Raw genomic sequence first — 20,275 nt, 5'->3', positions numbered from 1 at the left:
GCATGAACAAGGTTTTTGCATGAACTTGCCGCTCGACGACCGCGAGGGTTTTGCCGCTTTCCTGCTGCGCCTGCGTGGTGGCGGCGCGGTGCCGAAGGCACTGATCGCGGCCTTCGAGGCGACGCCGCGGCGCGGCTTCCTCAACGGACAGTACCATTCCATCGCCTGGTCGGACGGCATGCTGCCGATCGAGTGCGGTGAGGCGATCGAGGGCGCCGACCTGCAGGCGGCGGTGATTGCCGCCTTGGCAATAGAGTCGGGCAACCGAGTGCTCGAAATCGGCACCGGTTCGGGCTACACGGCGGCGGTAATGTCGCGGCTGGCGGCGCGCATCGTCAGCATCGACCGCTACAAGACGCTGGCCGAGCAGGCGAGGCAACGCTTCGAGGCGCTCGGCATCGGCAATGTCATCGTGCGCCAGGCCGACGGTTCCAACGGGCTCGCCAATGAAGGGCCGTTCGATCGCATCGTCGCCTGGGCGGCTTTCGACAGCCTGCCGCGCTTCCTGCTCGACCAGTTGTCGAGCGGCGGCATCGTCATTGCGCCGATCGGGCCGGAAGAGGGCGAGCAGGTGCTTGCCAAGCTGACCAAGGTCGGCAGCCGTTTCGAGCGCGAGGATATCGGCACAGTGCGCCTGCAGCCAATCCTGCGCAGCGTCGCGGCGGTCATCTGATCCGCGCGCCTCGCGCGCAGAATTCTGCACCGCTGCACTCCACGGCAACAGTCATGGCATGGATCCCAGGGTCTTCGCGACGGCGCTCTGCGCCTGCTTCACCCAGGGATGACGACGTCGGTGAAAGCGCCATAGAAAATGTTTTAAGAAAATTTGCGTCTGATTCTATGGGGTTAACCCGCCAGTAACATTAACGCGCTTTAATCATGACCAGTGTGTACCGGGTCTGTGCGGGTTAGTGCGATGCAATTCAGTGTTTTGAAGGCAAACGGGCGTACTCTGTCGCGGGGTTGCGCCGTTCTCATGCTAGCCGGAGTGGCGGCGGGATGTAGCTCCCAGGCTTCGCGGTTCAATGGTGTCGACGATGTCTTCACCTCTTCGACCAACAATCAGCGCGCCATTATCGACAAGCAGAGCACTGCGCAGCCCTATCCGGGCGATGTGGCGCCCGCACCGATCGCCGCCGCGCCCGTCGATGGCAGCCATAGCCAGTCGGTCAGCCGTTCCAGCCTGGAGCCGGTCACCGTCCAGGAGCTGCCGCCGCCGAGCCAGCCGACGGCGGCCCCGATGCGCACCGCTTCCGCGCCGGCGCTTGCGCCCGCACCGCATGTCGACCGGACGACCACCGGCACCGTTCAGCCGGCAAGGCCGTTCAAGAATGCTGGTGAGTCCGATGCGACAAGACCGGCTGTTGCCGGCACGCCGCATGCGACCGAGATCGTGGTCAGGGATGGGGAGACCATTTCCGGCATCGCCCAGCACTATCACGTGCCGGCCGACGTGATCATGAAGGTCAACGGCTTAAGCGCCACCAAAGGATTGAAGACCGGCCAGAAGCTGGTCATCCCGGCCTATGCCTATTCGAGCAAGGGTACCGAACCGAAACTAGCCGACGGCAAGCCGGCGAACAGCCCCAAGGCGCCGGCGCCGGAGAAGGTCGCCGTGCTGCCGCAGCAGCCGAAACTCAAGGACAGCAAATCCGCGGCGCAGGTGGACGCTTCGGCGGCCGCGAACAAGCCGAAGACCGACAAGCCAGCGCCGACGGCTGCGGCCGCGCCGAGTGCCGGCACCTATACGGTCCAGTCAGGCGACACGATGTCCTCCATCGCCAGGAAGACCGGCGTCGGCGTCGTGGCGCTCAAGCAGGCCAACGGCATGAAGGACGGGTTGCTCAAGATCGGCCAGACGCTGAAGGTCCCGGCCGGCGGGACCGCGACTGTTGCGGCCGCCAAGCCGGCCAAGGTCGATCCGGTGACGACGGCCACCACCCAGCCGGCGGCAAAGCCGACGGAGACGCTCGCCACCTACACGCCGCCGAAGAAGGACGCCAAGGTCATCCAGCAGGCCGAGGACGACGACGCTGTCGCGCCGGACGCCACCGGCATCGGCAAGATGCGCTGGCCGGTGCGCGGCCGTGTGATCTCCAGTTTTGGCGGCGGCAAGGACGGTGTCGACATCGCCGTGCCAGAGGGGACGCCGGTCAAGGCGGCCGAGAACGGCGTGGTCATCTATGCCGGCGACGGCCTCAAGGAATTCGGCAACACGGTGCTGGTGCGCCACGAAAACGGCCTGGTCACAGTCTACGGCCACGCCAGTTCGATTGAGGTTCAGCGCGGCCAGAAGGTCAAACGCGGCCAGGAAATCGCGCTGTCGGGCATGAGCGGGACCACCGACTCGCCGAAACTGCACTTCGAAGTGCGCAAGAACTCGGCCCCGGTCGATCCGTCTGGTTACCTAGAATAGAGCGGGCTATCTCGAATAGAACAATAAAAGATGCAGGCCGTCTGACCTCCAGTCCGGCCCGCCGGCTCAGCCCGCTCCGAAAAGGGGCGGGCTTTTTCAGCTTTGCCGGATCGACGTCAGTCGTTGAGCGGCTTGCCGAGGCGGCCGGCGAGATCCTGGGTGAACTGCCAGGCGACGCGGCCCGAGCGGCTGCCGCGCGTTGTCGCCCATTCCAGCGCTTCGGCGCGCAGCTGTTCCGGGTCGATGGTGAGCCCGTGATGGCTGGAATAGCCATTGACCATGTCAAGGTATTCGTCCTGCGAACATTTGTGGAAGCCGAGCCACAAGCCGAAACGATCGGACAGGGAAACCTTTTCCTCGACCGCCTCGGACGGATTGATGGCGGTCGAGCGCTCATTGTCGATCATGTCGCGCGGCAACAGGTGCCGGCGGTTCGACGTCGCATAGAAGATGACGTTGGCCGGGCGGCCCTCGACGCCGCCTTCGAGAGCTGCCTTCAGCGACTTGTAGGACGTGTCGTCATGGTCGAATGAGAGATCGTCGCAAAACAGGATGAAGCGGAAGGGCGCCGCCTTCAACTGGCCCATCAGCCTGGGCAGCGTATCGATGTCCTCGCGGTGGATCTCGATCAGTTTGAGCGGCAGGTCGGATTTGGCTTTGGCATTAATCTCGGCATGCACGGCCTTGACCAGCGAGGATTTGCCCATGCCGCGCGCGCCCCACAACAACACATTGTTGGCGGCGTGACCGGCGGCGAAGCGCTCGGTGTTTTCGACCAGAATGTCGCGCACGCGATCGACGCCGCGGATCAGGCCGATGTCGACGCGGTTGACCTTGCGCACCGGCTCAAGATAGCTGGGATCGGCCTGCCAGACGAAGCAGTCGGCCACGGCAAGATCGGTCTGCGGCACTGCTGGCGGGGCGAGGCGGGTGACCGCCTCGATCAGGCGGTCGAGCTTTTCGTTCAGGGTCTCGATGGTGCTGTCGGTCATGTCTCGGTCTTTTGTTTGTTCTGCACGAACGTGCGCGGGGGCGGAAATCGTCCTGATCCGGGCGAGATAGAAACGGTTCCAAGCTTTTGTTTGAGCATGATCTTTTGCGAAAACCACGCCCGCTGTCCGGGAGCATGCTCTAACACGGGTCAACCGGCCGGAAAAGCAGCCGAAAGCCGGGCCGTCCAGTTGCATTGGCAACTTTACCCACTATATTCCGGCCAAATTTGGCGAGGCCGCCTTATGGCCTTCTTCGTAACCAGGAGTTCTTGATGTTCGTCACACCGGCATACGCCCAAGCCACCGGAACTCCGCTTGGTCCGTTCGGGGATATCGGCATGATACTCCCGTTCGTGCTGATCTTTGTGATCATGTATTTCCTCATCATCCGGCCGCAGCGTGCTCAGCTGAAGAAGCGCCAGGAGATGATCTCGGCAATTCGCCGGGGCGACACGGTCATCACCGGCGGCGGTTTTGTCGGCAAGGTGACCAAGGTGATCGACGACCATGAGCTTGAGATCGACCTCGGCGGCGGCACCAAGGTGACGGCGCTGCGCTCGACGATTGCCGATGTGCGGGTCAAGGGCGAGCCGGTGGCGAATCAGAACGCGAAGAAGTAAGCACCGTCCAAGGTTTGAGGATCTGCGGGCAGCGCTCTGACGAACGACGGCATATGGTCCATTTTGCGCGCCTGAAAATACTCCTGATCTGGCTTGCAGTGGCCACAGTGTTGGCTGACGCATCCAGCCTTCAAGCTGCTGGTTCAGGCCTATTGCTTCAATTGGACACGGCCGATGTAGTCAGTAGGCGGCTGGACGTAACTCGTGACAAAATCCGAACGCTGCTGCGCGATGCCAGAATTGGCTATTCCGGCCTTGCTATCGTGGGGCCGGCCGTCCAGGTGCATGTCACCGAGTCCGGTCTAATCGACCCTGCCAAGGCAGCATTGAAAACCCTGACTGACCCAGTGGTCACCAACGATTCGATCCAGGAAACAACACTAGACGAGCCCGAACCAGGGTTGCTCAAGTTTACTTTGACCGATTCCGGAATAAAATATTGGACGTCGGCGGCTCTGGGGGAGTCAACAAAAGTCATCGAACGCCGTGTTCGAGGGCTAAGCGACAGCGAATCTAGTACTGCCGAGGGGATTGTTCGGCAACAAGGCGACGGTGAGCTTCTGGTTCAAGTACCCAGCGGGCTGGACTCGACGAGACTTAAGGGAATTGTGGCGCGCACTGGCATGCTAAGTCTCCAGATGGTTGATATGTCGATGCCTGTGCAAGACGCGCTGAATGGTCGTCCGCCTGCGGGCTCGTTGGTCCTTTATTCGCAGGACGAACCACCCGTCCCGTATCTGGTTGAACACCGGATAATCGTTTCGAACGAAGATTTGTTGGTTGCAAAAGCAGTTTTGCAAAACAATCAACCGATCGTGATATTTCGTCTTGATCTCAAAGGTACGGCGCGTTTTGCCCAAGCGACATCGCAGAATGTCGGCAAGTCGTTCGCTATCGTCCTCGACAACCAAGTGATTTCCGCGGCGACGGTTCGCGAACCTATACTTGACGGCTTGGTGCAAATATCGGGCAATTTTACCATTCAGACCGCCAACGATCTCGTCACCCTATTGAATGCCGGCCCCTTGCCTGCAAAATTGACAATTGTTGAAGAAAGCCCGATGGCAGCACCAAGGTGACTACCTTGTGCCGCAACCACAAATGTGCTGACCAAAAGGTAAGCCAGCGGCAAACCAGAATGCCAAGAAGCAGGCACCAGACAACCGATCTCGGCCTTCCTGTCGACCAGCAACGGGCAAACGCCATATGCAGTTTTCGCGCCTTACGAAGATCCTGATCTGGCTGGCGGTTGCGATCGTGGTGGTGTTCGGCGTGCTGTTCGGCGCGCGCTCCCTGAAGCCGGACGGCACACTCGATGATCTTCTTGCCTGGATGCCCAAGCGGCACGCGAGCTTTGAGCAGCTGGGCGGTTCGCAGTTGCTGCTCGAGGTGGACAAGGACGAGCTGATCAAGTCTCGTCTCGTGACGGTGCTTGCCGACATTCGCACGCTGCTGCGCGACGCTCGGGTTGGTTACAAGGGGCTTGGTCAGTCGGGCCGCGAGGCACATCTCGAGATTAGAGATCCAGCACAAGTCGATGCCGCTAAGGCGGCCCTGAAGATATTCACCGATCCGGTCGCCGGGGATAATCCGGTCAAGGAGATGCTGCTTGATGAGCCGGAACCAGGACTGCTCAGGCTCACGCTGACGGATGAGGGCGTGAAGCTGCGGACGTCGATGGCGTTGGCGCAATCGATGGAAGTTGTCAAACGCCGGGTCAGCGACGGCATCGGCGTTGAACCGATCTTGAAGCCGCAAGACGGTGACCGAATCCTGGTTCAGGTGCCGGGCTTACAGACGCCAGCTCGGCTTACCGACATTCTTGGGAAGCCCGGCAATTTGACCTTCCAGATGGTCGATACGACGATGTCGGTACAGGACGCCATCAATGCCCGCCCGCCGGCAGGCTCTTCGGTGCTTTATTCGCAGGATGATCCGCCGGTCCCATATCTTGTCGAAAACCGCGTCATTGTTTCCGGCGAAAGCATCGTCAATGCTCAGGCAACCTACAGCTCGGCTATGAATGAGCCGGTTGTATCGTTCACCTTCGACTCCAAGGGCAAGACGCGTTTTGCCCAGGCGACTTCGCAGAATGTCGGTAGGCCCTTTGCAATAATCCTCGACGATCACGTGATTTCGGCGCCCATTATCCGCGAACCTATCCTTGGCGGCTCCGGTCAGATATCGGGCAACTTCACCAAGGAGGGCGCGAACGATCTAACCCTGCTTCTGCGTTCGGGTCCGATGCCGGCAAAGCTCAATATAGTCGAGGTACGCACGATAGCGCCGGGCGGCGTTCAGAATTAGAATAGGGCCGGACTTCAACCAATTGCCGCGGAAACCGATCCGGCGGCAGCGCCAAATTGACCTTGTCGCGCTCGACAATCGACGATGTGCAGGTTAAGGGCGAGCCAGCGGCGAACCAGAACGCCAAGAAATAACCGAATTGTCGGCGGAACGATCCGCCGGTACGCCCTGACGGACAACGCCATATGCTTTATTTTTCGCGCGTGAAGATGATCCTGATCTGGCTGGCCGTGGCCGCCACGTTCATCCTTGCCGCGCCCAATCTCTTCCCGGCCAGCACATTGGCCCAGCTGCCCAGCTGGGTGCCGAAGCGGCAGATGACGCTCGGTCTCGACTTGCAGGGCGGTTCGCACATCCTCTTGCAGATGGACCAGAACGATCTGGTCAAGGCGCAGCTGGAGACGACCCGCGACGAGATTCGCACGCTGCTGCGCGATGCCAAGGTGGGCTACACCGGCCTCGGCGGCACCGGCAGGACCGTGCAGGTGCGCATCACCGACCCGGCCCAGATCGATGCCGCCAAGACGGCGCTGCAGCCGCTGACGGCTCCTGTTGCCGCCGGCCTGTTCACCGGCGGTTCCATCCAGGAAATGTCGCTGGACGATTCCGAAGTCGGCCTGCTCAAATTCACCGTCACCGACGCCGGCATCAAATACCGCACCTCGGCCGCACTGGCGCAGTCGATCGAAGTCGTCGAGCGTCGCGTCAACGAACTCGGCACCACCGAGCCGATCGTGCAGCGGCAGGGCGACGACCGTGTGCTCGTCCAGGTGCCGGGCCTGCAGGATCCGCAAAGGCTGAAGGAGATCATCGGCCAGACCGCCAAAATGACCTTCCAGATGGTCGATACGTCGATGTCGGTGCAGGATGCGCTGAATGGCCGTCCGCCGGCAGGCTCGTCGGTGCTTTATTCGCAGGACGATCCGCCTGTTCCGTATCTGGTCGAGAACCGGGTCATCGTTTCGGGCGAGGATCTGGCCAAGGCGACGGCAACCTACAACTCGCAGACCAACGAGCCGGTGGTTTCGTTCACCTTCAATTCGCGCGGCGCGACCCGGTTCGGCCAGGCGACGCAGCAGAATGTCGGCAAGCCATTCGCCATCATCCTCGACAACCAAGTGATTTCGGCGCCGGTGATCCGCGAACCGATCCTCGGCGGCAGCGGCCAGATATCAGGCAATTTCACCGCCGAAAGCGCCAACGACCTCGCGGTGCTGCTGCGCGCCGGCGCGTTGCCGGCAAAGCTCACCGTGATCGAAGAACGCACCGTCGGCCCAGGCCTCGGCCAGGATTCGATCCATGCCGGCAAGGTCGCCGGCATCATCGGCTCCATCCTCGTCGTCGCCTTCATGTTCGTGGCTTACGGCTTCCTTGGCTTCCTCGCCAATATTGCGCTCGCCGTCCATGTGGCGATGATCGTCGGGCTTTTGTCGCTGCTTGGCGCGACGCTGACCTTGCCCGGTATTGCCGGTATCGTGCTGACCATCGGTATGGCGGTCGATTCCAACGTGCTGATCTATGAGCGCATCCGCGAGGAGCGACGGCTTGGCCGCTCGGTGATCCAGGCGATCGATACCGGCTTCACCAAAGCGCTGGCGACGATCGTCGATTCCAACGTGACGTCGCTGATCGCCACCGTGGTGCTGTTTTATCTCGGCACTGGTCCGGTCAAGGGTTTTGCCATCACATATGCGATCGGCATCCTGACCACGGTGTTCACCGCCTTCACCTTCACCCGTCTGCTGGTGTCGATCTGGCTGCGCCGCGCGCGTCCGAAGGAATTGCCGCGCGCGCCGGTGACCTTCATCCCGCCGGGCACGAAAATCCCGTTCATGGGTATTCGCCGCTGGACATTCGCGTTGTCGAGCGCGTTGTCGATCCTGTCGGTCGTCGGCTTCCTGACCCTTGGCATCAACTACGGCATCGACTTCAAGGGGGGGTCGATCATCGAGGTGCAGTCCAAGTCCGGCGACGCAAATCTTGGCGATATCAGAAGCCGGCTGTCGGAGCTCAACATCGGCGAGGTGCAGGTGCAGCAGTTCGGCGCCCCCAATGACGTGCTGATCCGCGTCGGCACCCAGGATGGCGGCGAGAACGCCGAGCAGACCGTCATCGACAAGGTGCGCGGCGAGCTGCAGGATACCTATGATTTCCGTCGCGTCGAAGTGGTGGGGCCGACGGTTTCCGGCGAACTGGCCAAGCAAGGTACTCTCGCCATGCTGATCGCGCTGATCGGTATCCTGGTCTATGTCTGGTTCCGCTTCGAATGGCAGTTCGCCGTGGGCGCCATCGTGGCGACGGTGCACGATGTGGTGATGACGCTGGGGTTCTTCGTCATCAGTGGGCTCGAGTTCAACCAGTCGTCGCTGGCGGCGATCCTGACCATCATCGGCTATTCGCTGAACGATACGATCGTCGTCTACGACCGCGTCCGCGAGGATCTGAGGAAATACAAGAAGATGCCGCTGCCGCAATTGCTGAACAACGCCATCAACGAGACGCTGTCGAGGACGACACTGACCTCGGTGACGACGACGCTTGCGCTGCTAGCGCTGGTGCTGTTCGGCGGCGAGGTGATCCGCTCGTTCACCATGGCGATGCTGTTCGGTGTCGTCTTCGGCACGTATTCGTCGATCTTTATTGCCGCTCCGCTCCTGATCCTGTTCCGGCTCAGGCCGCAGGCGACGGCCGACGAAGAGAAGCCGGTTGGTGGCGGCAAGGCCGTGGCGACCTGACGGCCACCCCGGTGGCAAAAGGCATTGTCATTCGCGAAGCGCATTTCCCCGGACGCGCGCCGATCGAGGCCTATGGCAATGGCGGTTTCCGCTTCGCCGACATGTCTCATCGCGGCTCGCTTCTGTGCCTGCCCTCCGGCATCCATGGCTGGGAACCGGCCGATCCGCTGGCGCTGACGGCGGCGGATTTTGACCTGCTGCTGGCCGAGGCCAGCAAGGTCGAGATCCTGCTGGTCGGCACCGGCAAGGATTTGCGGCCCTTGCCGACAGCACTTCGGGCGGCCCTGAAAGCGGCCGGCATTGCCTCCGACCCGATGTCGACAGGAGCGGCGGTGCGGACCTACAATGTGCTACTTGCCGAAGACCGCGCCGTGGCTGCAGCGCTCATCGCCGTCGACTGAGGTGACCGACGCCGCCAACATCGTCATGGAGGCGGTACGGGCCGGCGACCATGACCGCTATGTCAGCGCACTCTACGCACCGGCCGACAAGCGCGAAGCCTTGTTCTCGCTGTACGCCTTCAATGCCGAGATCGCATCGGTTCGTGATCGTATCCATGAGGCGCTGCCGGGCGAAGTGCGGCTGCAGTGGTGGCGCGACGTCATCGCCACTGAGGCAGCAGTCTCCGGCAACCCGCTTGCCGACGCGTTGAAGGCGACTATCTCCGGCCATGGGCTGCCGAAAGCTGCTTTCGACAACATGCTCGAAGCCCGCATCTTCGACCTCTACGACGATCCGATGCCATCGCGTACCGATCTCGAGGGATATTGCGGCGAGACGGCGGCGGCGCTGATCCAATTGGCGGCAATGGTGCTTGACCCCGTCGAGGCGCCGCGTTTTGCCGAACTGGCGGGCAGGGCCGGCTGCGCCCAGGCGATGACCGGCCTTCTGCTTTTGTTGCCGCTGCATCGCCGGCGCGGCCAATGCTTCGTGCCGGCCGATATTCTGGCGGCAGCGGGCTCGTCGCCGGCAGAGTTTGTCAGCGGCGATGGCGGACCGGGTGCTGCTCGGGCGGTGGCCGCTATGGCGGCGCTGGCACAGGAGCATCTCAGTGCTTTCGAGCAAGGCGCGTCTGCGCTGCCGGAAACGCTGCGCCCGGCATTTCTGTCGCTGGCGCTGACCAGCGCCTATCTCGGCAAGATGGCGAGTGGTCGTAGCGCACCGCTAGCGGGCACAGCACGGCTCTCGGCCTTGCGCCGGCACTGGCTGCTGTTCAGGCGCGCTACGCGCGGCTGGTCGCCCATTTGACGTAAACGTCAATCGTGCTAGGACTCCGTCGGACTGAAATTGCCGCCGAAGACGCGGCCGGTCCGGAGGAGACACCTGTTCATGAGCCTGCCCGTTCTGGTAGCCCTCGTCACAGTCGGCATTGCGCTGTCGGTGCTTGCCGTGCACTTCACCGGCGGCAGCAAGATTGCGACGCTTGCCGGCGCCGATCAGGCGCTCAGCCGATTTGCCGATGATTTTCCTGACGAAAAGGTGGCGGCGGTGCGCCTGACGGCGGATGGCAGGACTGCTTTCCTCGATCTCGGGCAAGGGCGCTGCGGCATCGTCCACAGCGTTGGCGACTGCTTCTTGACGCGCATCGTCACGCCGCATGACATCCTGGCTCTCGACCTCGAAGCCGGCGCGATCTCGCTCAGGCTGGCCGACTTCACCTGGAAGGGTGGACGTTTCGCCTTTGCCGACAAAGCCGACGCCAGTGCCGCTGCCGAGACGCTCGGGCTGCGCAATCCAGATCTTGCCAGGGAGGCGGCGTGATGGACGACTACAATTTCCCGCAAGTGACGCAGCTTGCCATCCCGTTCTTCGTAGCCGCCATCCTGATCGAGCTCTGGCTGGTGCGCACCGGCCGCGCCAAGGGATCGTTCGAAACGCGCGACACGCTGACCAGCCTGATGATGGGCACCGGCAATGTCGTTGCCGGCCTATTGCTCGGCGTCGTCTCCTATTGGGCGTTGCTGTGGCTGTGGCAGTTCCGCTTCTTCAATCTCGGCCTGTCGGTCTGGGTGTTCCTGGCGGCCTTCCTGCTCGATGATCTGCGTTACTATGTCTACCACCGCATCGCTCACCGGGTGCGCTGGGTGTGGGCCGAGCACGTCAACCACCATTCCAGCCAGCACTACAATCTGTCGACTGCGCTCCGGCAAAGCTGGACCGGGCTGTTCACTTTCATGTTCGTTTTGCAGGCGCCGTTGGTGCTGCTCGGCTTTCATCCGGCGGTCATTGCCTTCACCTTCGGCTTCAATCTGGTCTGGCAGTTCTGGATCCACACCGAGGCGATTGGCAAGATGTGGGGCTGGTTCGAATTCATCTTCAACACGCCTTCGCATCACCGGGTCCACCACGCCACCAATCCGCGCTATCTCGACGCCAACTATGCCGGTACGCTGATCATCTGGGACCGCATGTTCGGCACTTTTGTCGAAGAGCTGGAAGAGGACCGGCCGCGCTATGGCATCGTGAAGAATCTCGGCACCTTCAATCCGCTGAAAGTGGCGTTTCACGAATGGATCGGCATGTTCAGGGATGCGTTCGCGCCGGGGCTGACGACGCGCGACCGGCTCAACTACCTGATCAAGCCACCCGGTTGGAGCCACGACGGATCGCGCGAGACTTCGGAGACGCTGAAGGCGGCCTATGTCAGGCGAAATCCGGGGGAGGCGGGCAAGCCGGGGTTGCCGATGGCGAGGGCTGAGTTGGCCGAGTAGGGGTTTACTCTGCGGCTTCGGCAGTTTCTGGTTGCGCCGGCAATCCCAGCCACTCCCTGCAATCGGCCCGCGCGCGCGAGGTGATGGCGTGGCGCTTGGCGACCGTCTTGTCCTTGCCGCGCAGGCGTTTGCCTTCGATCTTCGGCGCCTCGACCGGCGGGAACAGGCCGAAATTGACGTTCATCGGCTGGAAGGAGCGTTTGCCCGGCTCGTCGTCGGAGATGATGTGGCCACCGGTTATGTGATTGAGCAGGGCGCCGAAGGCGGTGGTGAGCGGTGGCAGCGAGGGCACATGACCGAGCCGCTCGGCGGCGGCGAAACGACCGGCGAGCAGGCCGATGGCGGCGCTCTCGACATAACCCTCGCAGCCGGTGATCTGGCCGGCAAAGCGCAGGCCGGGCCGCGATTTTAGCTGCAGCGAGGCGTCGAGCAGGGTCGGCGAATTGATATAGGTGTTGCGGTGCAGGCCGCCGAGGCGGGCGAAATCGGCGTTTTCCAGTCCCGGTATGGTGCGGAAGACGCGCACCTGTTCGGCGTGCTTCAGCTTGGTCTGGAAACCGACCATGTTGTAGAGCGTGCCCAGTGCATTGTCCTGGCGCAACTGCACGACGGCATAGGCTTTGACAGTCGGATTGTGGGCATTGGTCAGCCCCATCGGCTTCATCGGCCCATAGCGCAGTGTTTCGACGCCGCGCTCGGCCATGATCTCGATCGGCAGGCAGCCGTCGAAATAGGGCGTGCCTTCCCATTGCTTGAATTCAGTTTTCTGGCCGTCGACCAGCGCCTGCACGAAGGCAAGGTACTGCTCCTTGTCCATCGGGCAGTTGATGTAGTCCTTGCCGGTGCCGCCGGGCCCGACCTTGTCGTAGCGCGATTGGAACCAGCAGGTGTCCATGTCGATCGTGTCGAAATGGATGATCGGGGCGATGGCGTCGAAGAAGGCCAGCGCATCGGCGCCGGTCGCCTCGGCGATCGACTGGGCGAGCGAAGGCGCGGTCAGCGGGCCGGTGGCGATGATCGCCTGATCCCATTCCGTCGGCGGCAGGCCGGGCACTTCCTCACGCTCGACTGATATCAGCGGATGCGCTTCGAGCTTCTTCGTCACCGCGTCGGAGAAGCCGTCACGGTCGACGGCCAGCGCGCCGCCGGCCGGCACCTGGTTGGCGTCGCCGGCGCTCATGATCAGCGAGCCGGCCAGCCGCATTTCGGCGTGCAGCAGGCCGACGGCGTTGTTGTCGGCATCGTCGGAGCGGAAGGAATTGGAGCAGACGAGCTCGGCCAGCCCGTCGGTCTTGTGGGCGTCGGTGCCGCGCACCGGGCGCATTTCGTGCAGGATCACCGGCACGCCAGCCTGCGCTGCCTGCCATGCGGCTTCGGAACCGGCGAGGCCGCCGCCGACGATGTGGATGGGATCTTTGCTCATGAGCGCCGGAATAATCGCTTGGCTCGGCGATTGCAATTGCCGAGCGGGTTTTGGGCCTTTGTGAACCCACCGCGCCCGCGCCGGATGTCGCGCATCATGTAGGAAGCCGACGAGGCCTGGCGTGCAAAATCGCGGAGCGTCAGGCTTTCCGACCTCACCGCTGCCCGGGCGCAGGAGATCCCGGCAGACCTCTGGAGGAACAGCTTCGAGTGGGTGCTAGAGCGCGCCGGATGAACGCGAACGTGTGGCAGTCTTCGGTGGCAGGCCGTTCATCGCGGACATTATGCCGGCATAACTTTGCGGCGGCATCGCAAGCGACAGACCGTTCGCCTCGCAGTGGCTGTGGACAAGGTCGATCACTTCATTCCTGGCCGGTATGCGGTCAGTCAGGCTTGCCACGCAGAAGGACAGATCAATCCCGATGGCCGTGGCATCGATGTCCTTGAGCGCGACGAGCGGTGCCGGCTCCTGGACGATCCGTTTGCAGTTCCGGAGCACCGCAGACATGGCCTCCTCGATGAAGTGTGGTGCGCGCGTGGCCGCAATCCTTACAGTCAGGGTCATCATCTGCATGGCGTCGGGGAAGCTGACACTGGTCAGGCTGAGCTTCGCCAACACACTGTTGGGGACGACGACGATGTTGTAGGCAGCAGTCAGCAGATGCGTGGAGCGCCAGTTTGTTTCGACGACGCGTCCTTCCGTGCCGTCGCCCAACATGATCCAGTCACCGAGAGTGTAAGGCCGCCCCAGCGTCAGCGCGATGCCGGAGAAGGCGTCACCAAGGGTGTTTTGCAGCGCAAGGCCGCCAATGATCGCAACCACGCCCGACGTTGCCGTCAGCGTTCCGATGGGCGCTCCGAAGACGAAGCCTGTTATCGATAGCGTCACGCCGAGATAGATGACAGCAACGACCAGATCCTGAAGCATGCGCGCTTCTCGCGGCCGGTGTTCGAGGACGATGTAGAGGCGCACAAAGCCGACAAGCGTCCAGGCGAGGTGCATCCACCAGAGGACGCGCGCGGACCTCGCCAAAAACGCTGCGACACCTTGCAGGTCTGTCTCCGCCATCCGGTACGGCAGGATACCGTAGAGGCAAAGCACCGCGGTCATGCCGGCGAAGAACATGAGCGGCACGATCAGGCGCGCCATCGGACGCCCACGACCCTGGAAATACCACACGACAATGCCGGCGAGGCCAAGAACGTTGATCAGGACCAGAGCCAGGAAGTGATGATCGCCAAACATGGACACCGAGAGGATCTCTGAGCTTGCTGGCCCGGCCGGACGCCAAGACGGCGTCCGGCCCTGTCCGGCCTACTTGACGGGATAAGTCAGTTCTTTCTGGGCGGTATCGACGACGAAGACGGCCAGCAGCTTTGCCGGTTCCGTCTCGCTGCCGTTCTCGCTCACGCTGTGGCGATCGCCCGGCAGCTCCGAAAAGCTCTCTCCGGCCTTGTAGATCGTGGCCGGGCCGTCATTGACCTGGCTGCGGATGGAGCCTTCCAGAACCGTCGCATAGATGAAGGCCGAGCTTGGATGGGTGTGCGCCTCCGAGTAGCCGCCGGAGCCATATTCGACCAGGATGCCCTTGATGCTCTTGCCGGGAACATTCGGCAGTTCATGCTCATAGACGAGCGTGACCTTGGCGGCCTTCTCGCCGGAGCGGGTCTCGGCGGCTGAGGCGGGGCCGGCCAGTGATGCGCTCGCGATGAGGGCAGCGACGATTGACTTGATCATTTCGAAACTCCTTTTTGATCTCCGTTTGCGGCCGGGCGCCGCACCGATTGATGCCTGAGGGAGGGGGTTAATTCAGGCCGGCCTTGTCGAGGCCATAGAACTTGTCCGCAGAGCCGGGCACGGCCTTGAAGGCGACGATAAGGCGATTCAGGCATTGATGTTCATGATCGAGAAGGTCAGGTCGGAGATTTCCTTTTCCGACAGCTGCCCGCGCACACGCTCATAGATTTCGTCCGGAATACCGCCCTCGGGAAGTTTGGTGACGGCTTCGGTCCAGGCAAGCGCTGCGCGTTCACGGGGAATGAAAAGGGTCGATTCCCGCCAGACGGCGACATGGTAAAGCCGCAGCTCGCTCTCGCCGTGGATCTTTGCTTCCTTGACATGCATGTCGAGGCAGAAGGCGCAGCCATTGATCTGCGATGCCCGGATATGGACGAGATCGCGGACTTTCTCCTCGATGGCGCTCTGTGCCTCCGCCATGCTGAGGTCGGAAAGTTTCTTGAACAGCTCGGGCGATTGTTGGCTGCGTTCAGGCGCTGTGTCATTGCTTGTCCCCTTTTTGAGGATATTTTATGTCCTTAAGGACAATTAATATCCATAAAATCTGGACAGTAAAGCGCCGCGCACATAGGATGCGGACATAAGGCTTATGTCGAAAAGGAATGAGGGCAAGGATGGACGTCGTATCGGCATTGCGGGCGTTCCTGCGGGTGGCGCAGGCAAGGTCCTTCTCCGCCGCGGCGATCGACCTCAATCTGACGCAGCCGGCCGTATCCCGGCAGATTTCCGCGCTGGAGGCGCATCTTAAGACGCGCCTTCTGCATCGCACGACGAGCGCATTTGCCCTGACGGTCGAGGGTGAACAGATGCTGCCAATGGCGCTGCGCGTCATCGAAGCGGTCGAAGCGCTGAGCGAAGCCGGCGGCGCTGAAGGCGCGACCGTGTCGGGAAAAGTGCGGCTTAGCCTGCCCACGCCGCTCGGGCTGTTTGTCGGCGACCGCCTGACCGGGCTGCTGGAGAGCCATCCATTCCTTGCCGTCGACCTGATCTTGCGGGAAGAACCGTCAGATCTGGTCGCCGATGCCATCGATCTCGAGGTACGCCTCGGGCCGGTCAGTGACAGCAGCCTGATCTGTCGCCGGATCGGCTGGACGACCGCCTTTCTGGTGGCCTCGCCCTGTTATCTCAAGGTACGGGATCCACCGCAAGCGCCGCAAGACATCAAGGATCATCGCTGCATTTGTTACAGCCGCGCCGGCGACGGCCGGTCATGGTCGTTCTCCGACGGGGCGGATGAAGTGGTGATGCGGGTTGAGCCCCGACTGGTCGCCAACAATTCAATGGCTGTCCATCGCGCAGGGCTGGTCGGGGCCGGGCTTGCAGTGCTGTCCCATATCCTGGCCGGCCCGGACATCGAAGCCGGCAGGCTGGTCAAGGTGATGCCGGATTTCCCACCGACGCGGCTGCCGATCAACGTCGTCTATCCATCGCGCAAGAACATACCGCTACGGGTTACAACGGTGCTCGACTTTCTTGTCCAGTCCGTCCGCGAGGATGCTTTGATGGCGGCATAGGCGCCTTGGACGACTGCCTGCTCAGTTGAAAGCCTGCCCAGAAACAACAACACCCGCCGGGGGAGGAGGTCCGGCGGGTGTCGTTTTGGGGGGCCGATCCTCGGGAAGAGGTGGGGATCGGCCGTATGGTGATGGTCGCCAAGACGCACCCGCCTACTCCCAAGGGCGAAATTCGCTTTGTTTGGCAGTCATGCTAAATTCTACGCCGGCGCATTCGGGGGGAGGGTATGCTCAAAGATATCGCGAGACGTCTGGTTCGAGGGCTGGGCTATGATGTGATCCGCTATGAAACATATGACGAACGGAGTGTGACGCCGGGCAAATTGGTTTCGTGGAAGCTGAAAGGTATCACGGTCAACTTCTTCATTCTTGACGAAGGCGATCTAATTCAGCGAGAGCACTTGCATCAGCGATTCTATGAGCCCGATGAACTTGGGATTATTGGTAATTATTTCAATGGCGGCGTTTTTCTCGACGTTGGAGCAAATGTGGGCAATCACACGCTCTATGCAGCGCTTTTTCTTGGCGCTTCCAAAGTTGTCGCTGTCGAACCGAACCCCGCTGCCCAGCGTATTCTACGATTGAACATCGCGCTGAATGGTCTCGGCGACAAAGTCATGAACTACCCGGTTGGGCTGTCGGATGCACTCGGCAGTGCGTCGATCAGTGCATCGACCTTGGCAGCGGTGGCCAACCTGCACAATCTCGGCCAGATGCAGCTTGATGCGAACTCCGGCGGCACAATAGACCTCATAACAGGTGACGATCTGATGCGGGGCCTGAACGTCGACTTCATCAAGATTGATACAGAGGGCATGGAGATAAAGGTCCTCAAAGGTCTATCGAGGACAATCGACAAGGACCGTCCTGGACTGTTCGTCGAAGTCGACGAACGGAATGAAATCGAGTTCGCTGCCTTCGCTGAGCAGCATGGCTATGCCGTGAGGCAACGCTATAGGCGCTATCCCACAACAGAGAATATTTTGGCGATGCCAAGGTGATGAGAGCCACGCGACGACGATCTGGCGCTGGCGAAGGAGCGGTCGCAGGCTCATCGTAACGCACTCGTCACAAACAATCCCGTGAACTCCAACGAGAAAGCCGTAAACGATTAAGGAGCAATGATAGATGCGACAACACCCGCCGGGGGAGGAGGTCCGGCGGGTGTCGTTTTGGGGGCCGATCCTCGGGAGGAGGTGGGGATCGGGCCGTATTCGTCATCGCCGGGGAGGAGGTCGGCTTTGACGAAATTCAGTTCGCCGGATCAAGGGGGGCGAAACCCCTGGGAGACGAACCTCGTTCGCTCCGGAAAGACGAACTGCGTTCGCTTTGGAAAGACGAACTGCGTTCGCTTTGGAAACAGCGCCCGCCGCGGGAGGAGGTGCGGCGGGCGCCGTTTTGGTGGTCAACCCTTGGGAGGAGGTAAGGGTTGGCCGTATTCGTCAGGGTCGGGGAGGAGGTCGACCCTGGCGAAATTCTTGTTAAATCGTCGCCTTGCGGGCGATGATCTTGATCTCGTCGCGGACGATGCCGAGATCGTGGAGCTGACGGTTCGAAAGGCGACCCAGCTCGGTAACGGTGTCGCGGTAAACGCGCCAGTTACGGTAGTTGCGGATCAGGTTCATTGTCGTTCTCTTTTTCAAAACTGGTTCGGACCATTCGCGGTCCGAAGAGATTAGACCGCCTTGCGGGCGACGTAGTGGATGTCGCTGCGGCTGATGCCGAGGTCGGTCAGTTCACGGTTCGACAGGCGGCTCAGCTCGGAGACGGTGTCCCGGTAGCGGCGCCAGTTGCGGTAGTTGCGGATCAGGTTCATGGTAGTGCTCGTTTCGTCTTTCGTACGGATCATTCCGTTTGTGTACGAACAGAAAGTAGGTGTGATCATATCGATTTAAAAGCGCTATTGGCGCATGGCAGCAATGCAAATTGTGCAATGCAACATTAACACGCGTTCACGGCTTCGACACAAAGAAACCAGAATCGGAAAATGTCGTAGCGTCAGCGGTTTGACTGGATCGGCTGACATCAGGCTGAACTTGGGGGAGACGACGATGGCGAGCTATTCGTCACGGGTCAGGGCGGATATCGGGCGCTGGCAGCAGGCCGGCCTGATCGATACGCCGACGGCCGATGCGCTGACGCGCGATATCGAGGCAAACGAACGTAAGTCGCTGAGCTTCGGCACCATATTGGCGATGATGGCCGCACTCCTGTTCGGCGCCGCGATCCTGCTCTTCGTCGCCTCTAACTGGGAAGCAATCCCGCGGCTGGTGCGCGTCGCAGCCCTGTTTGCCGTCATTCTCGCCGGCTATGTCGGCGGTGCGGTGTTGAAGACGCGGGACCACGCGGCGATCGGCGAGGCGCTGTGGATCGTGGCGGCCGCGGCCTTCGGCGGATCGATCGCGCTGATTGGCCAGATGTACCACCTCACCGGTGACGAGGCCTCGGCCATCGTCACCTGGGGCATAGGCACGGCGATAGCAGCGGTGGCGTTGCGCTCGAACCCGCTGACCGTCGCTGCCGTCGGCATTGCCATTGCATGGCTGTTCGTGCGGGCGTTCGACTTTTACGACCGGGCAGAATTCCTCAATTTCTTCGTCATCATGGCACTGGTAATGTTCGTCGTCTCGTTCTGGACGCGCAGCCAACCGGCCCGGCACCTGATCCTGATTTCGGTCGTTTTCTATATCGCGGCGCGCGGCATCGACCACAACACGCTGCAATGGGCCATCCCGCTGGTCGTGGTTTCGGCGCTGCTTTTCGCCGCCGGCATCTTCGCTGCCGAGCCGGCCGACAGGATCTTGCAGCTCGGCGGCCGGTTGCCGCTGCATGCCTTGATCGGCTTCCTGACCGGGCTTGCGGCCATCCAGGCCGATCTGGGCGATCACTATAGTTTCAACAGCGGTTTTGCCGTCGCCTCGGTCGTGGCGCTGGCCGGAATTGTCGCGGCGATCGTGCTGGGCGGGCGCGAGAGCAGGGGCCTGCGTTGGGTCGCCTATGCCGGCTTTGCCTTCGAACTCGCCATCATCTACGTGGTGACCTTGCAGTCGATGCTCGATACGGCCGGCTTCTTCCTCGCCGCCGCGGTGCTGTTCGGCATCCTGGCCCTTGTCATCATCCGGGTGGAGAAGCGCATGAAGACTTCCGTGGAAGGAGCGGCGGCATGATGAGCGGGAAGCGACTTGTCGTCTCGGCGCTACTGCTGGCGCTGGTCCAGATCGGCTTCCTGAGCTGGATCATCGCCGGCCGCGCGGCGATTTTGCGCAACGGCAAGGAAGTCTTGCTGAAGATCGAACCGGTTGATCCGCGCGATCTGCTGCGCGGCGACTACATCACCCTCGGCTACGAGATATCGCGCTTGCCGGTGAAGCTGATTGCCAACATTCCAGCCGGCCAGAACACCAGCGACAACACGCCGATCGTGGTTCGGCTGAAACCGGGCGCCGATGGCTACTGGCATGCGACAACGGCCTGGTTCGGCAAGGCTCCGACGCCGCCGGCCGCCGACGAAGCTGATATTGTCGGACAGGTCGCGCCGGGCTGGACGCCTGACGATCCGGAGGCGACGATCGCGCCGCAATACGGCATCGACCGCTTTTACCTGCCGGAAGGCAAGGGCATGGCGATCCAGGATGACATGAGGGTACGGCCGTTCGGGGTGCGCGTCGCGATTGCCAGCGATGGCGAGGCGCAGATCAAGGTGCTGATGGACGGCGACAAGACATTGTTCGAGGAACCGCTCTATTAGATAGACGTCACT

20 protein-coding genes and 1 pseudogene are annotated in these 20,275 nt (G+C 61.7%); 14 read left to right on the top strand and 7 right to left on the bottom strand.

What is annotated here, in order from left to right; genetic code table 11:
- The first annotated feature begins 19 nt into the window (after positions 1–19).
- Together ACWGTO_RS07395 and ACWGTO_RS07390 are read left to right on the top strand one after the other, a co-directional pair.
- Entirely contained in the window at positions 20–673 is a 654-nt protein-coding gene (locus ACWGTO_RS07395; RefSeq protein WP_454574212.1) for a protein-L-isoaspartate(D-aspartate) O-methyltransferase, read from the top strand.
- Positions 674–916: 243 nt separating this feature from the next.
- Positions 917–2,416 (top strand): peptidoglycan DD-metalloendopeptidase family protein, encoded by a 1,500-nt coding sequence (locus ACWGTO_RS07390; protein WP_454574211.1) that lies wholly within the window; start codon positions 917–919, stop codon positions 2,414–2,416.
- A 116-nt stretch (positions 2,417–2,532) separates the two neighbouring features.
- Here the strand turns inward: ACWGTO_RS07390 and ACWGTO_RS07385 are convergent, their stop codons facing one another.
- Positions 2,533–3,408: an ATP-binding protein gene (locus tag ACWGTO_RS07385; protein ID WP_454574210.1), complete on the bottom strand. Its 876-nt coding sequence runs from the start codon at positions 3,406–3,408 to the stop codon at positions 2,533–2,535.
- 272 nt (positions 3,409–3,680) lie between these two features.
- Here ACWGTO_RS07385 and yajC point away from each other — a divergent pair, with 272 nt between their 5' ends.
- The 8 genes from yajC to ACWGTO_RS07345 all read left to right on the top strand — a co-directional run bounded on the left by yajC (position 3,681) and on the right by ACWGTO_RS07345 (position 11,781).
- A complete protein-coding gene (gene yajC, locus ACWGTO_RS07380; RefSeq protein WP_454574209.1) occupies positions 3,681–4,028 on the top strand; it encodes a preprotein translocase subunit YajC in 348 nt (115 codons plus the stop codon).
- Between the two features lie 53 nt (positions 4,029–4,081).
- A complete protein-coding gene (locus tag ACWGTO_RS07375) occupies positions 4,082–5,107 on the top strand; it encodes a SecDF P1 head subdomain-containing protein (RefSeq protein WP_454574208.1) in 1,026 nt (341 codons plus the stop codon).
- Between the two features lie 178 nt (positions 5,108–5,285).
- Positions 5,286–6,335: a SecDF P1 head subdomain-containing protein gene (locus tag ACWGTO_RS07370; RefSeq protein WP_454574207.1), complete on the top strand. Its 1,050-nt coding sequence runs from the start codon at positions 5,286–5,288 to the stop codon at positions 6,333–6,335.
- A 185-nt stretch (positions 6,336–6,520) separates the two neighbouring features.
- Positions 6,521–9,070, top strand: a complete 2,550-nt coding sequence (gene secDF, locus ACWGTO_RS07365) for a protein translocase subunit SecDF (protein WP_454574206.1) — start codon at positions 6,521–6,523, stop codon at positions 9,068–9,070.
- Positions 9,071–9,081: 11 nt separating this feature from the next.
- Positions 9,082–9,471: an Mth938-like domain-containing protein gene (locus ACWGTO_RS07360; protein ID WP_454574205.1), complete on the top strand. Its 390-nt coding sequence runs from the start codon at positions 9,082–9,084 to the stop codon at positions 9,469–9,471.
- A gap of 25 nt (positions 9,472–9,496) precedes the next feature.
- Complete coding sequence (locus ACWGTO_RS07355; protein ID WP_454574378.1) at positions 9,497–10,318, top strand: phytoene/squalene synthase family protein; 822 nt, start codon at positions 9,497–9,499, stop codon at positions 10,316–10,318.
- A gap of 81 nt (positions 10,319–10,399) precedes the next feature.
- The gene (locus ACWGTO_RS07350; RefSeq protein WP_454574204.1) at positions 10,400–10,831 is read left to right on the top strand and encodes a hypothetical protein; all 432 of its coding nucleotides are present in this window, start codon (positions 10,400–10,402) and stop codon (positions 10,829–10,831) included.
- Positions 10,831–11,781 (top strand): sterol desaturase family protein, encoded by a 951-nt coding sequence (locus ACWGTO_RS07345; RefSeq protein ID WP_454574203.1) that lies wholly within the window; start codon positions 10,831–10,833, stop codon positions 11,779–11,781. The genes ACWGTO_RS07350 and ACWGTO_RS07345 overlap by 1 nt, the downstream gene beginning before the upstream one ends.
- 4 nt (positions 11,782–11,785) lie before the next feature.
- Here ACWGTO_RS07345 and trmFO read toward each other — a convergent pair whose 3' ends face one another.
- The 4 genes and pseudogenes from trmFO to ACWGTO_RS07325 all read right to left on the bottom strand — a co-directional run bounded on the left by trmFO (position 11,786) and on the right by ACWGTO_RS07325 (position 15,486).
- The gene (trmFO, locus tag ACWGTO_RS07340; protein ID WP_454574202.1) at positions 11,786–13,204 is read right to left on the bottom strand and encodes a methylenetetrahydrofolate--tRNA-(uracil(54)-C(5))-methyltransferase (FADH(2)-oxidizing) TrmFO; all 1,419 of its coding nucleotides are present in this window, start codon (positions 13,202–13,204) and stop codon (positions 11,786–11,788) included.
- Positions 13,205–13,420: 216 nt separating this feature from the next.
- On the bottom strand, positions 13,421–14,449 hold the full coding sequence (locus ACWGTO_RS07335; RefSeq protein WP_454574377.1) for a mechanosensitive ion channel family protein: 1,029 nt from the start codon (positions 14,447–14,449) through the stop codon (positions 13,421–13,423).
- 69 nt (positions 14,450–14,518) lie between these two features.
- Complete coding sequence (locus ACWGTO_RS07330) at positions 14,519–14,941, bottom strand: cupin domain-containing protein (protein ID WP_454574201.1); 423 nt, start codon at positions 14,939–14,941, stop codon at positions 14,519–14,521.
- 67 nt (positions 14,942–15,008) lie between these two features.
- Positions 15,009–15,486 (bottom strand): annotated as a pseudogene (locus tag ACWGTO_RS07325) (carboxymuconolactone decarboxylase family protein).
- A 129-nt stretch (positions 15,487–15,615) separates the two neighbouring features.
- Between ACWGTO_RS07325 and ACWGTO_RS07320 the strand changes: the two are divergent.
- The gene (locus ACWGTO_RS07320; protein WP_454574200.1) at positions 15,616–16,515 is read left to right on the top strand and encodes a LysR family transcriptional regulator; all 900 of its coding nucleotides are present in this window, start codon (positions 15,616–15,618) and stop codon (positions 16,513–16,515) included.
- Positions 16,516–16,742: 227 nt separating this feature from the next.
- The gene (locus tag ACWGTO_RS07315; protein WP_454574199.1) at positions 16,743–17,516 is read left to right on the top strand and encodes an FkbM family methyltransferase; all 774 of its coding nucleotides are present in this window, start codon (positions 16,743–16,745) and stop codon (positions 17,514–17,516) included.
- A 480-nt stretch (positions 17,517–17,996) separates the two neighbouring features.
- On the opposite strand, the gene ACWGTO_RS07310 is transcribed toward ACWGTO_RS07315, so the two are convergent.
- Both ACWGTO_RS07310 and ACWGTO_RS07305 read right to left on the bottom strand, forming a co-directional pair.
- Positions 17,997–18,140 (bottom strand): DUF1127 domain-containing protein, encoded by a 144-nt coding sequence (locus ACWGTO_RS07310; protein WP_142865062.1) that lies wholly within the window; start codon positions 18,138–18,140, stop codon positions 17,997–17,999.
- 50 nt (positions 18,141–18,190) lie between these two features.
- On the bottom strand, positions 18,191–18,331 hold the full coding sequence (locus ACWGTO_RS07305; RefSeq protein WP_006335194.1) for a DUF1127 domain-containing protein: 141 nt from the start codon (positions 18,329–18,331) through the stop codon (positions 18,191–18,193).
- Positions 18,332–18,566: 235 nt separating this feature from the next.
- Between ACWGTO_RS07305 and ACWGTO_RS07300 the strand changes: the two genes are divergently transcribed.
- Positions 18,567–19,682, top strand: a complete 1,116-nt coding sequence (locus ACWGTO_RS07300; protein ID WP_454574198.1) for a DUF2157 domain-containing protein — start codon at positions 18,567–18,569, stop codon at positions 19,680–19,682.
- Positions 19,679–20,263, top strand: a complete 585-nt coding sequence (locus tag ACWGTO_RS07295; protein ID WP_454574197.1) for a GDYXXLXY domain-containing protein — start codon at positions 19,679–19,681, stop codon at positions 20,261–20,263. Before ACWGTO_RS07300 ends, ACWGTO_RS07295 begins: the two co-directional genes overlap by 4 nt.
- Positions 20,264–20,275: the final 12 nt, after the last annotated feature.

This window comes from Mesorhizobium sp. PL10 (genome assembly GCF_053714315.1).
The sequence above is the reverse complement of the archived record's forward strand: the minus strand, read 5'-3'. Positions and strand labels throughout refer to the sequence as shown.

Coding starts and splice junctions, on each gene's coding strand:
- ACWGTO_RS07315 (WP_454574199.1), top strand. CDS start 16,743: ATGCTCAAAGATATCGCGAGACGTCTGGTTCGAGGGCTGGGCTATGAT.
- ACWGTO_RS07330 (WP_454574201.1), bottom strand. CDS start 14,941: ATGATCAAGTCAATCGTCGCTGCCCTCATCGCGAGCGCATCACTGGCC.
- ACWGTO_RS07300 (WP_454574198.1), top strand. CDS start 18,567: ATGGCGAGCTATTCGTCACGGGTCAGGGCGGATATCGGGCGCTGGCAG.
- ACWGTO_RS07345 (WP_454574203.1), top strand. CDS start 10,831: ATGGACGACTACAATTTCCCGCAAGTGACGCAGCTTGCCATCCCGTTC.
- ACWGTO_RS07305 (WP_006335194.1), bottom strand. CDS start 18,331: ATGAACCTGATCCGCAACTACCGCAACTGGCGCCGCTACCGGGACACC.
- ACWGTO_RS07295 (WP_454574197.1), top strand. CDS start 19,679: ATGATGAGCGGGAAGCGACTTGTCGTCTCGGCGCTACTGCTGGCGCTG.
- ACWGTO_RS07350 (WP_454574204.1), top strand. CDS start 10,400: ATGAGCCTGCCCGTTCTGGTAGCCCTCGTCACAGTCGGCATTGCGCTG.
- ACWGTO_RS07355 (WP_454574378.1), top strand. CDS start 9,497: ATGGAGGCGGTACGGGCCGGCGACCATGACCGCTATGTCAGCGCACTC.
- ACWGTO_RS07385 (WP_454574210.1), bottom strand. CDS start 3,408: ATGACCGACAGCACCATCGAGACCCTGAACGAAAAGCTCGACCGCCTG.
- ACWGTO_RS07320 (WP_454574200.1), top strand. CDS start 15,616: ATGGACGTCGTATCGGCATTGCGGGCGTTCCTGCGGGTGGCGCAGGCA.
- ACWGTO_RS07310 (WP_142865062.1), bottom strand. CDS start 18,140: ATGAACCTGATCCGCAACTACCGTAACTGGCGCGTTTACCGCGACACC.
- secDF (WP_454574206.1), top strand. CDS start 6,521: ATGCTTTATTTTTCGCGCGTGAAGATGATCCTGATCTGGCTGGCCGTG.
- trmFO (WP_454574202.1), bottom strand. CDS start 13,204: ATGAGCAAAGATCCCATCCACATCGTCGGCGGCGGCCTCGCCGGTTCC.
- yajC (WP_454574209.1), top strand. CDS start 3,681: ATGTTCGTCACACCGGCATACGCCCAAGCCACCGGAACTCCGCTTGGT.
- ACWGTO_RS07375 (WP_454574208.1), top strand. CDS start 4,082: ATGGTCCATTTTGCGCGCCTGAAAATACTCCTGATCTGGCTTGCAGTG.
- ACWGTO_RS07395 (WP_454574212.1), top strand. CDS start 20: ATGAACTTGCCGCTCGACGACCGCGAGGGTTTTGCCGCTTTCCTGCTG.
- ACWGTO_RS07335 (WP_454574377.1), bottom strand. CDS start 14,449: ATGTTTGGCGATCATCACTTCCTGGCTCTGGTCCTGATCAACGTTCTT.
- ACWGTO_RS07390 (WP_454574211.1), top strand. CDS start 917: ATGCAATTCAGTGTTTTGAAGGCAAACGGGCGTACTCTGTCGCGGGGT.